Origin of the sequence: Dongia deserti (assembly GCF_003574735.1) — a bacterium.
Lineage (GTDB): Bacteria > Pseudomonadota > Alphaproteobacteria > Dongiales > Dongiaceae > Dongia_A > Dongia_A deserti.
Genome location: NZ_QORW01000017.1, coordinates 1 through 15,026 on the forward strand (window position 1 = coordinate 1; position 15,026 = coordinate 15,026).

A 15,026-nucleotide genomic window follows, 5' to 3' on the forward strand; every position below is an offset into this window, starting at 1 on the left:
TCGCCGCGCGGTGGAAGAGGGGCTGCTCGATCCGAAGCGGACCGTGCAGATCGGCATCCGCGGCTCGATCTATTCGCCCGACGACATGAGCTTCGCCGAGAGCTCGGGCATGCGCGTCCTCTACATGGAGGAGTTCACCAAGCTCGGCCCCGCGAAGGTGATCGAGATCACGCGCCGCGTGGTGGGCGATGGGCCGACCTATGTCAGTTTTGATGTCGACGGCCTCGACCCGGTCTATGCGCCGGGCACCGGCACGCCGGAGATCGGCGGCATGACCACGCGCGAGGCGCAGGAAGTGGTGCGCGGGCTGCAAGGCTTGAACCTGGTCGGCGGCGATGTGGTGGAAGTGGCACCCCCGTTCGATCCCAGCGGCAACACCGCCCTGGTCGGCGCCACCTTCATGTTCGAGATCATGTGCCTGCTGGCGGACGCCGTCGCACGAAGGCGCAAATGACGTCCGGCACCGTCATGATGGACCAGATGTCCTGGCCGGAATTCCGCGACCGGATTGCAAAGAATCCGGTCGTGTTCCTGCCTTGCGGCGCGACCGAGCAGCATGGGCCGCACCTGCCGCTCTCGGTCGATGCGTTGCTATCTGCGGCGGTCGCGCGCGAAGTGGCGGAGGAGGTCGGCGGTATCGTCGCTCCGACCCTGCATTTCGGCTACAAATCGATGCCCAAGTCCGGGGGCGGGCCGTTCTTCGCCGGAACCATCAACCTCGATGCCTCGACGCTGATCGCGATGGTGCGCGACGTGATCCGTGAACTGGTGCGCCACGGCGCGCGCAAGGTCTGCGCCATCGTCGGCCATTACGAGAACCAGTGGATCGTCACCGAAGGGATCGATCTCGCCATGCGCGAATGCGGTCATACTGGACTGCGCGTGATGCGCCTGGAATACTGGGACTTCTGCACCGAGGATACGCTGAAGAAGGTGTTCCCCGATCACTTCCCGGGCGTGGCGCTGGAGCATGCCGCGGTCATGGAGACCTCCATGATGCTGCACCTCTATCCGGAGATGGTGCGGCTCGACCTCATCCCCGACCATCCCTCCGCCGATTTCCCGCCCTATGACATGTTCCCGCCGCATCGCGAGTGGGTGCCGTCGTCCGGTGCCCTCACCTCGGCGAAGGCGGCAACCAAGGAGAAGGGGCGGATCATGGTGGAGCAGTATCGGCGCGACATCGCCGTGGCCGTGCGCAAGGAATTCAAAGCCTAAAGCACCCGGGTTCGGGAGATCAGGATCGGCGTTTGATCCAACAGGGAGGGTACAATGAACAAGTGGCTTAGCACCGGACTCGCCGCGCTGGCGGCGGGCTGGGCGTTTGCTGGCAGCGCGTCGGCGGAGGAGCTTACGCTGAAATGCGCCTATCCATTCTGGCCGGGCTTCGCACCGGTCCATCTGGCGCAGGAACTCGGCTACTTCAAGGACGAGGGCCTGACGGTCCAAGAGACCTTCGACGATGACCGCGGCAATGTGCTCCCGGCGCTGGAGCGCGGTGACATCGGCTGCGACATGCGCACCGTCGGCGAGCATCAGGGCCGGCCACGCACCCCGGAGACGCAAGGGCGCATCATCGGCACCATCGACATCTCGATGGGCGGCGACGGCGTCCTGGTCGAGAAGGACATCAAGACCATGGGTGATCTCAAGGGCAAGGTGTTCGCGGCCGAGCCGAACACGCCCGCGCGCCTGATCGCCCAGATCATGCTCAAGAAGGAAGGCCTCAGCTTCGCGGACCTCAAGATCAAGGACATCGCCTCGGCCGATGCGATCGCCGTGTTCGCGGATCCCCAGGTCGCCGGGGTCGCGGTCTACGAGCCCACCTTGACCGAAGCCTTGAAAGCCTCGCACAAAGAGGGCGCCTACATCATCGCCTCCTCGCGCGACTTTCCCGGGCTCATCACCGACGTGATCGTCGCGCGCACCGACGACCTCAAGGAGAATCCGGACAAGTACAAGCGCTTCCTGCGCGGCATCTATCGCGCCATCGATTTCTTCAACAAGGACCGCGCCAAGGCGGTGGAGATCATGGCGCCGCACTTCAAGCTGGATGTGGCGACCTACGAGGACGTTCTGAAGAACCTCACCTACACCTCCTACGAGGAGGCGGTGGAGTTCATGGGTACCGACGGCAAGCGCGGCAAGCTGCACGATATCTTCGACGAGGTCATGGCCCTGAACCTGGAGAACGGCGCCGCCGACGCAAAGCTGGATTCGAACCAGCAGATCGACAATTCCGTCATCACAGGCCTGTTCGATGGGCGTAAACGCTGACTCCGGAGCGGACCGGCATGGAAGGCGGCTGGAGATCGCTCATCACGTTCCGCGGCGCCGAGCGCCGCGGAACGATGATGATGCTCGGCATCCTGAGCTTCATCATCGTGCTCGTGCTGTGGTGGGGCGCGGCGGCGCTCAAACTGCTGCCGCCGCAATATCTGCCGAGCCCGGGCGCCGTCGTGGTGCGGTTCTACGATCTGCTGGTGAAGTACGGGTTCATCGGCGATATCGGCATCTCGATCTTCCGGGTCTGGACGGCCTTCCTCATCTCCGCGGCGATGGCGATCCCGTTCGGCATCATGATGAGCTCCTTCCCGATCGTGAACGGGATGTCGCAGTCGCTGATCGATTTCATCCGCTATCTGCCGGTGCCCGCCCTGGTGCCGCTCACGATCATCTGGCTCGGCATCGGTGAAGCCTCCAAGATCGCGCTGCTTTGGCTCGGCACCTTCTTCCAGCTGGTGCTGCTGGTCGCGGACGACGCGCGGCGCGTGCCGCGGGAATATATCGAGATCGGCCTCACTACTGGGGCCAAGCCGCGCCATATCCTGGGCTCCATCGTCCTGCCCGCCATGCTACCCAGCATGGTCGACAACCTGCGCATCACGCTCGGCTGGTGCTGGACCTACCTCATCATCGCGGAGATCGTCGCGGCGGATTCCGGTATCGGCTATGTCATCATGTCGGCGCGGCGCTACGTGAAGACCGACGAGGTGATGGCTGGCATCCTCGCCATCGGCATCATCGGCCTTGCCACCGACCAGGCGATTCGCTGGCTGCATCGCCGCTGGTTCATATACCTGACGTGACGGCCATGGCGCATTTCCTCGAGATCGATCATGTCACCAAGACCTTCGCTGTCAACGGGGCGGCCGGCATCCATGTCATCGACGACGTGTCAATGCAGGTTGCGGAGGGCGAGGTCGTCGTGTTCCTCGGCCCCTCCGGCTGCGGCAAGTCCACCCTCATGCGGATGGTGGGCGGGCTCGAAACTCCGACCAGTGGTCGGATCATGCTTGAGGGTCGGGAAGTGAAAGGGCCGGACCGCCAGAAGGGCATGGTGTTCCAGTCGTATTCCTCATTCCCTTGGCTGAAGGTCATCGACAATGTGCGGTTCGGGCTCAAGTTCCGCTCCGATCTATCTGCCAAGGAGAAGGACCGCATCGCGCGCCATTATCTGCAGATGGTGGGGCTTTCCGAGTTCGAGGATTACTGGGTCAACCGCATCTCCGGCGGCATGCGCCAGCGCGTCGCCATCGCACGCACCTTCGCGGCCGGGCCGGACATCCTACTGATGGACGAGCCGTTCGGCGCCCTCGATGCGCAGAACCGCGAATTCCTGCAACTCCAGCTTCGTGGACTTTGCCTCAAGGAGCGCAAGACGGTGATCTTCGTGACGCACGATGTCGAGGAAGCCGCGTTCCTGGCTGACCGCATCTTCGTGTTCTCCGCGCGGCCGGCCAAGATCCTGGAGGAGATCGCGATCTGCGACCTGCTGCCGCAATCGCGCGACCTGCAGCTGCGGGAGTCCGACACGTTCTTCAGGCTGCGCAACCGCATCCTCGGCCTCACGCGCACCCAGGCCCTGCGCAGCGAGCAGCTGGAGGTAAAGGGCCCATGAGATTCGACGGAAAGCATGTGCTGGTGACAGGCGCCAGCCGCGGCATCGGCCGCGCGGTGGCAGAGGCCTTCGGTTCGGCCGGCGCGCGCCTCACGATTTTGGCCGACGATCCGGTCATCACGCAGGCGGCCCAGGAGATCGCACGGGTGAGCGCGGCGCAGGTCGCGCCGGTCCAGTGCGATATCGCCGACCGCACCGCCGTGCAGGCGGCCCTTTCAGAACTCGATACAATCGACGTGCTCGTCAACAATGCCGGCCTCGAACGCCTGACACCGATCCGCACCAGCGGGCTGGCAGTGCTGGATACCTATGCACGCATCATCGACATCAATGTGAACGGCAGCTTCTGGGTGACGCACGCCGCCCTGCCGCACATGAAGCGCGGCGGGCGGATCATCTTCACCGCGTCCATCTGGGGCAAGAGCGTGGAGGCGGAGTTCGCCGCCTACTGCGCCTCCAAGCATGCCGTTATCGGCTTGATGCGCGTGCTGGCGAAGGAGTTGGGCCCCGATGGCATCAGCGTGAATGCCGTCTGCCCCGGCTGGGTGCGCACGGAAGCGTCCATGCGCTCCTTGCACATCATGGCCGAGCGCTCCGGCCGCCCCGAGCCGGAGCTGCTGGACGAGATCGTCGGCGGCCAGGCCATGGACGGCCTGATGGAGCCGAAGGACATCGTCGGGCCATATCTTTTCCTCGCCTCCGATGCGGCGGCGAACATTACGGGCCAGGCGCTCAACATCGATCGCGGCGAGGTGATGATATGACCCACACCCTGAGCGGCAAGGTTGCCCTCGTCACCGGCGGCGCGCGTGGTATCGGCGCCGCCATTGCCAAGGCATTCGCGGCCGAAGGCGCTGCAGTCGCGATCACCTATCATGAGCACGGCGCGGAGGCTTCGTCCGTGGTCGCGGATGTGGTCGCCGCCGGCAGTCGCATCGCCGCGATCAAGGCGGACGTCGCCACGGAGGAGGATGCGACCGCATCGGTGCGAGAAACCGTCGCTCGCTTCGGCGCGCTCGATATCCTCGTCAACAATGCCGGCGTGATCCTCGAGAAGCCGCTGCTCGAAACCACCACTGCGGATTTCGACTGGCTGATGTCGATTAACCTGCGTGGCACCTTTATGACGGGGCGCGAGGCGATCCGGCACATGGTTTCGGCCGGCAGCGGCCGTGTCGTCAACATCGCCTCAGACCTTGGCTATTTCGGGCGCGAGCAGTTCTCGGTGTACTGCGCGTCCAAGGCGGCGATCCTCAATCTCACCAAATCCTGGGCCAAGGAGTTCGCGCCGAACATCCTCGTCAATGCCATCGCGCCCGGCCCGATCGATACCGACATGCTGGATCTCGCCAACATGTCGCCGGAATGGCGCAAGAAAGAGGAGATGATTCCAATGGCGCGGATCGGTCAGCCCAAGGAGGTTGCGGCTGCCGCGGTCTTTCTCGCCGGGCCTAGTGCCAGCTTCATGACCGGCCAGACGATCGATCCCAATGGCGGCAGTGTGATGCCGTGAGCTGAGTGCGATTACGATCACACGGGCACATCCCACCAGCCAATCAGCGCCGCCTTGTGGCTGACGCTCGTAATCGCGAATGCGCTCCACGTGCAACAGTACGCCACCCACCTGCCCGAGGCGACACATCTCAACCGCAGGACGGCACGTTTAGCCACTCCGCCATCTTGCTCTCGATCTCGAGATCCATCTTGGTCGCAACCTTGCAGTCTTCGTCGGCCTTTGTGTGATCGCCGGAAAGCCGATAGGCAGCAGCCCGCAGGTAGTAAGCTGGCGCCATATTCGGATTCTGGGGGCCTAGCGCAATCAGTTTGCTGAACATGTCGACCGCGATCGCATAGTCTTTGCGCACCAGAGATGCGACGCCCCTCAAGGCCCGGACCTGCAAGGTGATGGCCATCAGGTTAAGTCCGCCTGGCTCCTGCTTCAGCTTGTCTGCGCGCGCGAGAAACTCTTCCGCATCCAGGAGAGCGCCGTCTATGTCTCCTGCAGGGAACCGTGCAAGCGCACGCTGGCCATAAATGAAGCCGTTGCCGGGGGCGAGTTGTAGTGCCCGGTCGTACTCCTCGACAGCAAGCTTGTATTGTTTAAGTGCTACATAGGTTGTCGCCAGGTTCTGATGTCCAGCCGAATAGGTGGGATCGATCTCGATGGCGCTCTTATATTCGGGGACGGCAAGGTCCCACTCCTTGCGCGTGAAATGGGTATGGCCGCGGCTATTGTAGGCGTTCACGAAGCGGGGATTGATCCGGATAGCCTCATCGTAATTGTCGAGGGCTATGTCCAACTTTCCCAGCTCGAAATTCGCAAGACCGCGTGAAAAGTACGCGTCAGCGAAGTCGGGTTCCATCGCGATTGCCTGATCGAAGTCGCTGATGGCCGCTTCGTTCTCGCTTTTCCAGCGGTGCGCGATGCCGCGCAGATAGTAGGTGCGGGCAGTTGGCTTGAGCGCGATGGACCGATTGTATTCGGCGATCGCTTCGTCATAGCGGCCCTTGCCGACAAGGTACAGGCCCTTGACCGACTGGGCATCGAGCGAGGCCGCATCCTTGCAGAATTCCTGATCTCTTATGAGTGCGCAGGCCTTGGCCAGCGGATAGTGGTTCTCGGCGCATCCGGCCAGCGCCAAGGCCGCCGATAGAACGACAATAATTCGCATTACTGGCCCCGAAGACTGAACTGAATCCTAGTTCAGCCGGTTCGGAAGTGCAATGTACCTCATTGATGCGGGTCGGGCGGTTGCCGCAGCCGCAACATTCATTGTTCACCGACAAAGAGTTCAATCGCAGAACGCTCATCTCGGACTGCTTCATGATGAATTTCTTCAGATGCCCGATCAGCATTTCTTGCGGCGCCGGCCAAGAGCATTTTCCGCCTGGAGCGCGTGACCCGGCCATTGTCGTGGGTCTGCTAATGACGACCCACACCAGACTCGCCATTTCATCGCTCCGGACCTAGGATTTGGTGGTCGTAGCGCCGATCTTGCCAGGACAACCGGCCGTGGAACGTCGCCTCGCTACCATCCTTGCTGCTGATGTTGTCGGCTATAGCCGGCTGATGGAAGTCGACGAGACGGGCACGCTCGCTCGGCTCAAAGCGCGACGCAAGGAAGTGCTCGAGCCGCTCGTCACCAAGCATAAGGGCCGTGTTTTCAAGGTCACGGGCGATGGCGTGTTGGTTGAGTTCGCCAGCGCCGTCAACGCAGTGCGATGCGCCATCGAGCTGCAAAAGGCATTCGCTGCCGCGAATGGCGACTTGCCCGAGGAGCGTCAGATCGCGCTGCGCATTGGTGTCAATCTTGGCGATGTGATGGTCGAGGGCAGCGACCTCTATGGCGATGGCGTTAATATCGCAGCACGGCTTGAAAGCACGGCAGAGCCAGGGGGCGTTCTGGTTGCCGCATCAGCTTATGATCACGTCATGAACAAAGTCGGGACGCAGTTCGAGGACCTTGGCCTCCAGGACCTAAAGAACATCGCCAAGCCGATCCGGGTCTATCGCGCCGATTTGACGGACCAGTCAAAGCCGCTATCGGCCACTGGCGGGACTACCAAGGAACCAACGCGATCAGAGAAGACCTCTATTGCGGTTCTGCCCTTCGTCAACATGAGTGGTGACCCAGCGCAGGACTATTTCTGTGATGGCATCACAGAAGACATCATCACCGAACTTGCCCGCTATCGCTCACTCTCTGTGATCGCCCGCAATTCGTCTTTTCAATTCCGGGGGCCGGCGGTCGATCTCGCTGCCGTGCGGCGTAGACTAGGGGTACGCTATATCGTCGAAGGCAGCATCCGCCGGGCAGGGGCTACCATTCGCGTAACGGCACAGCTGATCGATGGGGTGACCGGCGCCCATCTCTGGGCAGAGCGTTACGACCGCAGGATGGAAGAGGTCTTCGCCGTCCAGGATGAGGTGGTGCAGTCCATTGTCTCGACCCTGGAAGGCCGCTTGGCCGCCGCCGGTGCCGCACAGGTGCGTGCCAAACCTACAGCAAGTTGGGCGGCTTACGACTATTTCCTGCGAGGTCGCGAGTGTAGTGTGCGCTACAAAATTGACGCGGCCGACGCCCTTCTGGCGCGTGCCATCGAGCTCGACCCGGATTATGCGCATGCCTATGCCTGGCGGGCGAGCTCGCTGGTTGCGAAGTACTGGCGCGATGGAAAGCAAGAGACATTGCGGCAGGCGCTCACCTGCGCCGAGAAGGCCTTGTCGCTCGACGAATCCGATGCTTGGTCTCACGAGGCTATGGGATTCGTATTGCTCCACTCAAATAAGCTTGCCTTGGCCGGAATGCATTTTGAAAAGGCGAGGAGCATTAACCCGAACGATGTCTATGTCATGGCCGATTACGCGAACTGGCTTTCGTATATGGGCCGGCTAGACGAGGCTCTGCGATACCTAGATTTGGCAACGCAACGCGACCCCTTTCCACCGAGCTGGGTTTGGGAGATTCGTGGCACCACTCTCATTCTTGCAAAGCGCTATAGAGACGCCATCAGCGCATTCCAAAAGGTCCCAATAGAGAATTACTTTACGCATGCGCTACTGGCAGCAGCATTTGCCTGGGCGGGCCAACTTGAAAACGCACGCTGTGAAATCGCCTTGGCGCGCGAAGGCAATCCAGGCCTGACGGTTGCCTCCTTTGATAATTTGCCCTATGCCGACGAGGCGCACTTGGACCACATACGGGAGGGGTTGCGGATGGCGGGGCTGCCGGAATGACGGTCGGTTGCTTCGGTATCTGACGATTGACGCTGGTCCGTTCTTGGCGCCGTCCAGACGACCCAGCACAATCAAGGGAGATGAACCGGTTAGGCCGCGCTCCGGCCCGCGATGCAGGCTTACGTCACAGAGCAGCGTCCGCCAACATGTCTGACGGTGATTTTATAAAATTTCAATGGCTTGGCGGTCTCGTGGCTGGGGGACTAGGATTTCCCAGTCATGTTTTCGCCTAGTCTTTTCAATGGCTTAGATGACCACTCAAGCGGCGATTCGCGCCCCGAACGCGGCAAAGGTGGACCACTGAGGTGGACCAGTCAAGCATCTGGATACGGGTTCTAACCCTGCGTAACCGGATCATGGTTTGGGGTTGTGTCCAGCGTAATCTGGCTACGAGGGTGGCCATCCGCGATCGAGCAATCCGCCACCCATGGCCTGAACCGATGCATGTGATCGAGGTGCGCGAGTGCAGGATCGTGCGCGTCGAGGCCTGGATGCTCGCGGTCTAGGAGAGGTGGACGAAGCACGGGAACAATTCGAGTTCGTGCTTGGTGCTAGAAACACATCTCCCCGGCATGCGATCGACGCTCAGACACTGCGTTGCTCGCCACGTTCCATCGATTGTGACAGCGCTCGCGGTTACTGGTAGCTATCGGCCGAACCGCCGCCATCAGGAAAGGTCAGCTGTCGGAGGTGAAACCCGACCTATGGCACACGTGCCTGGAATGTCTCTGCCTGACCCTGAGCGGTCATTTGCCAGCAAGCGCAGGACGAGGGAGAAGCCTGGTATCACCAGGAAGACCAGACGCCGGACAATCCCCTTCGCTTGTGTGCTTCCTCTTTCCATCTTTGCAAGTGTCGCCGATGCACTACCGCGTCGCCGAGCGCGGCTCCGTGCAATTGGAGGCATCGAGACACCCACAAAGGTGACCGGTCTCTGCATCTTAGTTCGCGGCAAGTTTCTCGATTGACGGTCTGTCCTTGAGGGCAAATGCCAAACTCACGGTGAACATGCTGCCCGCGCTCATCGGCATAATGGTCGAGCCAGCTCTGCTGTGTGCTGATGGTGTGCTTAAGAGCAAATCGGCACGGCGCCGGTAAGTCTCGACTAAGCTACGTCCCGACTTGATATTCGGTCGCTCATATCCAGCTGGACACTATTCGTGCTGCCAAACGCGCCTCCAGTGGTGGCTAACCGCTCACGCGCAATAGCTTCGCAGACGAGCGAGAGTGTTCAGAGTTGCTCTCAAGAGACGCTCTGTTGCATCTGTCGATATTCCCTCCGCCGCCTGCTCGTCAATCATAGCTCTGAGGTCGATAGCCAGTCGCTCTCCCTCTAAAAGGTGCTGTCGCGCGCGTTCCGTCTGAGTTAGAGCGTCCATGCGGCGTTAGTCCTCAGTGCTCTTCATGGGGGCATATTTGATGCCCGTCGGGTCGCCTGAGAATGACCTCCACTCGATGTCCGTCTTTGGCCTTGGCGTTAGCCGTTTGCTGAGCGTCATCGAGGGCTTCTGTCTGCTGCCGAATGCCTTCAAGTGGCGACTGAGGTGAAGGACGCGCCAATACCCGCGGTGCCTGACCACTCATAGAGTAGTTGGCTGGATACGCGCTGCTGACGCAGTTTCCCAATCTTTTCGCTCGATCCTGGAACGCACGTTCCAGGTCGAGGGCTCCTTGGACCGGTGAAATCGCAGGCTTTGTCGTTCTATTCTGGCCAAACGTCTCGTCGATATGCTGCTGCAGGGTCTTGCGCAAACAGGCCTCTCTAACGGCAGCCATAACTGGCTACCTTGTGAAGTGCACTCGCTCCCTCTCAGAGGACTCCCAAGTTGATGAGAGCGATAACGAGAACGACCGCAAAGATGAATGCTAGGAGAGGCTCCAGCACAATTGAAAGCGCCTTTCGCATGGTCAGCGCAACTTGCGACAAGGTTCGATCGAGCCGGTCCGCCATGCAGAAGTGGCCTTACAGCGCGGACAGACCCTATTGCCGACCCAGGCGCTATCGAACGAGTTGCTACAACTGAGACAGAGCCGATTCTCGCGCTTGAATGCCACAGATTCCAATTCAGCCTCTCTCGCCATGATCTATACATGGGCGCGCGTCTTAGGCTTAGCCATGATTCTTTTGCCGATAAGGAAGCGTCCGCGCACATTTGCCGAGGAAACCGCGGAGCACCGCGACACTTACGTCCGCGACCGAACGCGACCACGAGTGGTGATCCCTCAATCGCATTGACTTGGCGACAGCCGTGGTAACGATGATTCCAGTCGGCGGCTGATGGGCCGGCGATTCCGAATTTGGTTGACGGTTTCTCCCCCGACACCGTCGATTTTGGCGGCGAGGCGCTGTCCCCCAAAGCCTCGCCGCCTTCCTTTCTTGCGAATTCGGCAAGGGAGGTTAGGGGAATAGACGGAGTGAAGTAAGTGTTGCAGTGCCCGAGCCAGCCTTGTTTGGAGCAATCGTAAGGCGGAAATGGCTCAGCTGGTTGAGATTGAGCCGCTGTTCTTCGCGCTAGTAGGTGGCTCCCTTGGGGCTGAAGGTGTACTCCTGAACCAGAACTTGGCGGTACGTTCGGCCTCCATCGTCAGAGACTTCCACGCGTACCTCCTGAGTGCGCTCGCGCAGCGCCTCTTCGGCCTCATACACGAGCCGGGAAATGGTCTGCGCTTGATCAAACTCCACCACGATTTGCTCGATCGCATTGGGGTGTGCGCCGATCCAACGCGTAGCTCCGGGGCCGGACCGCCCGTCTAGCAGATGTTCGACTGGGTGAGCGGGATCCTCCGATGAGTAAGCGATCGTCGCGCAGCTGGCGACGTCGACTTCGTCCGCCGCACGGGCACTCCGCGCCCCGCCTGGTTCTAGTTGTCGCTTACGAAGGCCAGATGAGTGTGGGTCACTCATGGAATACCTGCCTACTTCTCATACTTATGATACCTACTTGGGCACTTCCGACACGGAATTTCATCTCCTCCGTCCACGGGCTCGTCCACTGGAGCGGGGGCTGAGCCGCAATGGGCTCTAGGTCAACAGTCGCTCCAACACGTCTGTCGCTCTTATCGTCGCCCAAACGGTCGCCGACGTGATGGCAAGGGAAACGAGAGCGGTGCCCAGAGAGATGCAAAGCAGTGCGCCGTCTTCTTCGAGATATGCAAACGATATCAGCATGATGACAAGAGCGGGAATGATGTGGCTAAAGGGGAATGGCGAAAAGAGGGTTACGGCCAACAGGAGAACGACGAGACCGACGATGCGCTTGGTTGTTTCAAATGGGGTGCGCCAGCGCGGATGGATGATCTTCTCCATGCGCTTCAGGAGCGGAATGGTTCGATGAACCAGACGGACAACCTGCCGTGTCGGGACGCGGCGAGAAGTGATGAAACGCGGCAGACCGGGACTGTCGCGCCCTAGGATCATCTGGGCTGCCAGAAACCCAAGCAAGATGCCGATGAATATCGCTGCTCCCGGGACCAGGGCTGCAAGCGCCATGATAAGCATCACTAGACCGAACGAACGCTCTTGCAGGCTGCTTGTCAACCATGCCAGCGTCACGTGATCCGGCGGCGCCTCCTTGACCAATTCCTCAAGCGCGACGGATGTCGGGACGTGCGGCTCCATGTCTCGGTTGCCCACTGCATAGTTAAAAGCTCTCGCCTTTGGCGGGCTCTCACCGGTCTTCCTCGACTGACGACGCGCTGGCCTGGGCGTGCTTGGAGCGCGCCTCTTCGAGGTCGAGCTCACGCTCGATGCGTCGACGCGCTTCATCGGTGATGCGGTTGCTCTCGTAGAGCCCGGTTATCGCTGTTCGCTCCAGCGGAAGCGCTCATCGAATCCATGGGGCACCGCGGCAGTCGAAAGACGTGAAGAGCGATATCCGTCCCTCAGCTGCCGAAAAGCAAGCTCTGCGGGAGAATGTTGCCAATCAAGCCGGAATAGAAGAGTGCGAGGGACGTCACAGCGATCAATATCGCTGCGACAGCCGTCTTAACTGCCAAGGATCTAAGTCTATAGAACAGCACAGATTCGTTTACCGATATGTCGAGCCGCTTAACAGCATATGGCTACTAGGCGCGCGACTTACGACCTGTCTCTTTCAGGCCAAGATCGGCATGCCAATTGGCGGAGTGAAACAGGTCCTGAACCGACACTACCCACTGAACATCGCATCTTCAATCGAAGGGTGCCATATCACGCCGAGATTGATCAGTGTGATGACGATAACAAATGCAATTACGACTACAGCAATCCCATTGAGCATCAATGAACTTACTTTACGCACGTCGGTCTTCCTCGAAAATCGGCTTGAGGCTCCAAGCAGTTTAGGCGGCCGACGAGAGTAGGTGCGTCCAGTGGTCGTAGCTAAAATACCAGTTTGAGCGAAGCCCAAGCGGATCGCAATCCTCGCTTTAGTCGTCATCCTGGATGAAGTTTTCTGCGATCCATGGCCCTTTGAAGATGTGTCGCGATCGTGACATGAGACCGGCGAAGGGAGTGCCAAAGACGTAGACGCGAACTACCATCTCTTTTTGCCGCGCGCAAAAGTCTCCAGCTGAGATTGAGGGATTGATGACGTAGCTGTGGAGCTGACGATCTTCGGCTTCGTCTGCTTGGGCTTCTTCGGCTCACGATTGCTTCGCTTTTGACCTTTACTCATTGTGCGCTCCTATGATTTGACGTGCTGTTTCAAGCAGATGCCCTTATTTGACTGCGCGGCATGGGGGCGACCGAATTACGGAACTACTTTATGTCCGAGGCCGCCAGTGTGTACGAACCCCTGCGATTGCGAGAATAAACCCGGCCTGCCGCCCTAAATATCCGATCGCGGTGGACATCAAATGCATTAAGCAGCCCCGGCTCATCTCTTGTAGCCTTCGGATCTATGCGGCACAGCGCGCCGGCCTCTACAAAAAAGGGAATCTCAAGCGCTTCATCGTACGCCCAGAAGCGCACGCAATGCTGCCTAGCGTCATAGCTGCGGCTTTGGTTGGGAAAACTGAGTGCCATTTGAGCCACCGTAGCCCCTTTCCTCGTCAGAGTCCGATTTCATCGCAGCGGCGGGCTGGCGACACGATCGATTCAAACCGCTCGCGCGCAGGTCAGAGAGATGCTGTCTTTGCAGCGCAGGCAAATTCGCTTGCCCGCCCATGCGCCGTCGAAAGCCATGTTGTACCTGAGGCACGTTCGGGACCAGCGCTGATATTCGTCCGATTCCCGAACGCGATTGCTTATCGCTAACCGTATATGGGTACGTTGTGGCTGGTTTGTAAGCATAAATCCCATCCCTGGTCCCGTCACTGTGGCGCAAGTCGACTGGCAGATTGGTTCCCCTGGTTTCCATATCCCGAAGTAACCATATACCCGAAGGTAACAAGATGACGAAGCACATGGGGGTGATTCAGGAGGCGGAATGCTCCAGTTCGAGGACGGATATACCGGGGATCAGTCAGGAGTTCGTGTCGCTGCGCATGACGGAGGACGACGTGTCCTATTCAGGGTCGACAAGCAGACCGTTATCGGAGCGTTGGGGCTTCAGCCGCGTCGACGCGAGCTATTTGAGGTCTTGCTGAAAGACCATATGGAAGACATACGGTGCGGCTGCGAACGTGCCTACTCGGGTGCTCCGAATCATGACAATCTCACAATCATCAGAGTGGAAGAGCGTCATTTCGGGCACTGTTGAAATGCGACGCCACTCGACGTCGGGATCCAGAGTTCAGATCGTCCCAACAATGCTCGATAGGGGAACTCTAGCCGTCGAGATGTGAGCTCTCGCGCTGTTCGCGCGGAGCCTGCGGCTTTGGTTTCGACACTGCATGCCAACTGTCTCCTATTGAACAGCGCTTGCTTTTTATCCGCGTAGAATCTGGGCACGTTCGCGAAAAACCGTTGAGCGTGCACTATCGCAGGCAGCGTGCCCATCGTGCTGATGGCCCGCCAAACCCCGCGTAACACCACGAAAGTGACGATTGTGAAGCAGTTGGCTTGACAATGGTCAGGAGAACGCAAATGCAAGCGCCAACATGGCTCAAGCCAGGTATCATGGGAGCTGTCGTCGGCGGCATCGCCACGATGGTTGTTGGATTTAACTATGGCGGTTGGTATCTCGGTAGTTCCGCCGAGACACTGGCACAGAAACAGTCGACCGCAGCAGTGGTCGAAGCGCTCGTTCCCATCTGCATCAGTCAATCGCAGATGGATCCGGAAACAGTCGCCAAACTCAAAGCATTCAGCGCGATCAAGTCATCGTACGAACAACGGGACTTTGTCATGAAGGCCGGTTGGGCGACGATGCCGGCTGCGGACGCGCCCAATCAGGCTTTGGCATCGGCCTGCGCTGACGTGCTCGCCAAGACGGCGGGAAGCTGACGAAGCGGCCAAACGCGGCC

General features: G+C 59.9%; 13 protein-coding genes. 9 read left to right on the top strand and 4 right to left on the bottom strand.

The annotated features are described in order from the left end of the window. From DTX69_RS22650 to DTX69_RS22680, 7 genes are all read left to right on the top strand, one after another. Positions 1 to 454 (top strand): arginase family protein (locus DTX69_RS22650; protein WP_284735997.1); only part of this gene is annotated, 454 nt, incomplete at its 5' end. Continuing rightward, on the top strand, positions 451 to 1,218 hold the full coding sequence (locus DTX69_RS22655) for a creatininase (RefSeq protein ID WP_119303869.1): 768 nt from the start codon (positions 451 to 453) through the stop codon (positions 1,216 to 1,218). The genes DTX69_RS22650 and DTX69_RS22655, both read left to right, overlap by 4 nt. Positions 1,219 to 1,272: 54 nt before the next feature. Then, positions 1,273 to 2,277, top strand: coding sequence for an ABC transporter substrate-binding protein (locus tag DTX69_RS22660; protein ID WP_119303870.1), 1,005 nt, complete (start codon positions 1,273 to 1,275; stop codon positions 2,275 to 2,277). A 17-nt stretch (positions 2,278 to 2,294) separates the two neighbouring features. Further along, the gene (locus tag DTX69_RS22665; RefSeq protein ID WP_119303871.1) at positions 2,295 to 3,089 is read left to right on the top strand and encodes an ABC transporter permease; all 795 of its coding nucleotides are present in this window, start codon (positions 2,295 to 2,297) and stop codon (positions 3,087 to 3,089) included. 5 nt (positions 3,090 to 3,094) lie between these two features. Continuing rightward, positions 3,095 to 3,901: an ABC transporter ATP-binding protein gene (locus tag DTX69_RS22670; protein WP_284735998.1), complete on the top strand. Its 807-nt coding sequence runs from the start codon at positions 3,095 to 3,097 to the stop codon at positions 3,899 to 3,901. Continuing rightward, positions 3,898 to 4,665, top strand: a complete 768-nt coding sequence (locus DTX69_RS22675; RefSeq protein WP_119303873.1) for an SDR family NAD(P)-dependent oxidoreductase — start codon at positions 3,898 to 3,900, stop codon at positions 4,663 to 4,665. The genes DTX69_RS22670 and DTX69_RS22675 overlap by 4 nt, the downstream gene beginning before the upstream one ends. Further along, a complete protein-coding gene (locus DTX69_RS22680; RefSeq protein WP_119303874.1) occupies positions 4,662 to 5,414 on the top strand; it encodes an SDR family NAD(P)-dependent oxidoreductase in 753 nt (250 codons plus the stop codon). The genes DTX69_RS22675 and DTX69_RS22680 overlap by 4 nt, the downstream gene beginning before the upstream one ends. A 130-nt stretch (positions 5,415 to 5,544) precedes the next feature. Here the strand turns inward: DTX69_RS22680 and DTX69_RS22685 are convergent, their stop codons facing one another. Further along, complete coding sequence (locus tag DTX69_RS22685; RefSeq protein WP_119303875.1) at positions 5,545 to 6,573, bottom strand: tetratricopeptide repeat protein; 1,029 nt, start codon at positions 6,571 to 6,573, stop codon at positions 5,545 to 5,547. A gap of 341 nt (positions 6,574 to 6,914) precedes the next feature. Here DTX69_RS22685 and DTX69_RS22695 point away from each other — a divergent pair, with 341 nt between their 5' ends. Then, positions 6,915 to 8,639, top strand: coding sequence for an adenylate/guanylate cyclase domain-containing protein (locus tag DTX69_RS22695; RefSeq protein WP_162917470.1), 1,725 nt, complete (start codon positions 6,915 to 6,917; stop codon positions 8,637 to 8,639). 2,512 nt (positions 8,640 to 11,151) lie between these two features. On the opposite strand, the gene DTX69_RS31100 is transcribed toward DTX69_RS22695, so the two are convergent. The 3 genes from DTX69_RS31100 to DTX69_RS31105 form a co-directional block, all read right to left on the bottom strand. Further along, positions 11,152 to 11,544 carry a discoidin domain-containing protein gene (locus DTX69_RS31100; RefSeq protein WP_119303878.1) on the bottom strand — a complete coding sequence of 131 codons (393 nt, stop codon included), beginning with the start codon at positions 11,542 to 11,544 and terminating at the stop codon, positions 11,152 to 11,154. Between the two features lie 117 nt (positions 11,545 to 11,661). Further along, positions 11,662 to 12,258, bottom strand: coding sequence for an exopolysaccharide biosynthesis protein (locus DTX69_RS22705; RefSeq protein ID WP_119303879.1), 597 nt, complete (start codon positions 12,256 to 12,258; stop codon positions 11,662 to 11,664). A gap of 1,119 nt (positions 12,259 to 13,377) precedes the next feature. Then, positions 13,378 to 13,644, bottom strand: coding sequence for a DUF1488 family protein (locus tag DTX69_RS31105; RefSeq protein ID WP_119303950.1), 267 nt, complete (start codon positions 13,642 to 13,644; stop codon positions 13,378 to 13,380). Positions 13,645 to 14,646: 1,002 nt separating this feature from the next. On the opposite strand from DTX69_RS31105, the gene DTX69_RS22720 reads away from it, so the two are divergent. After that, positions 14,647 to 15,006, top strand: a complete 360-nt coding sequence (locus DTX69_RS22720) for a hypothetical protein (RefSeq protein WP_119303881.1) — start codon at positions 14,647 to 14,649, stop codon at positions 15,004 to 15,006. Positions 15,007 to 15,026: the final 20 nt, after the last annotated feature.

Bases quoted from the DNA above. Each gene is read 5' to 3' on its own strand.
- DTX69_RS22665 (WP_119303871.1), top strand. From the start codon at position 2,295: ATGGAAGGCGGCTGGAGATCGCTCATCACGTTCCGCGGCGCCGAGCGC.
- DTX69_RS22705 (WP_119303879.1), bottom strand. From the start codon at position 12,258: ATGGAGCCGCACGTCCCGACATCCGTCGCGCTTGAGGAATTGGTCAAG.
- DTX69_RS22660 (WP_119303870.1), top strand. From the start codon at position 1,273: ATGAACAAGTGGCTTAGCACCGGACTCGCCGCGCTGGCGGCGGGCTGG.
- DTX69_RS31105 (WP_119303950.1), bottom strand. From the start codon at position 13,644: ATGGCACTCAGTTTTCCCAACCAAAGCCGCAGCTATGACGCTAGGCAG.
- DTX69_RS22655 (WP_119303869.1), top strand. From the start codon at position 451: ATGACGTCCGGCACCGTCATGATGGACCAGATGTCCTGGCCGGAATTC.
- DTX69_RS31100 (WP_119303878.1), bottom strand. From the start codon at position 11,544: ATGAGTGACCCACACTCATCTGGCCTTCGTAAGCGACAACTAGAACCA.
- DTX69_RS22720 (WP_119303881.1), top strand. From the start codon at position 14,647: ATGCAAGCGCCAACATGGCTCAAGCCAGGTATCATGGGAGCTGTCGTC.
- DTX69_RS22675 (WP_119303873.1), top strand. From the start codon at position 3,898: ATGAGATTCGACGGAAAGCATGTGCTGGTGACAGGCGCCAGCCGCGGC.
- DTX69_RS22680 (WP_119303874.1), top strand. From the start codon at position 4,662: ATGACCCACACCCTGAGCGGCAAGGTTGCCCTCGTCACCGGCGGCGCG.
- DTX69_RS22685 (WP_119303875.1), bottom strand. From the start codon at position 6,573: ATGCGAATTATTGTCGTTCTATCGGCGGCCTTGGCGCTGGCCGGATGC.
- DTX69_RS22670 (WP_284735998.1), top strand. From the start codon at position 3,095: ATGGCGCATTTCCTCGAGATCGATCATGTCACCAAGACCTTCGCTGTC.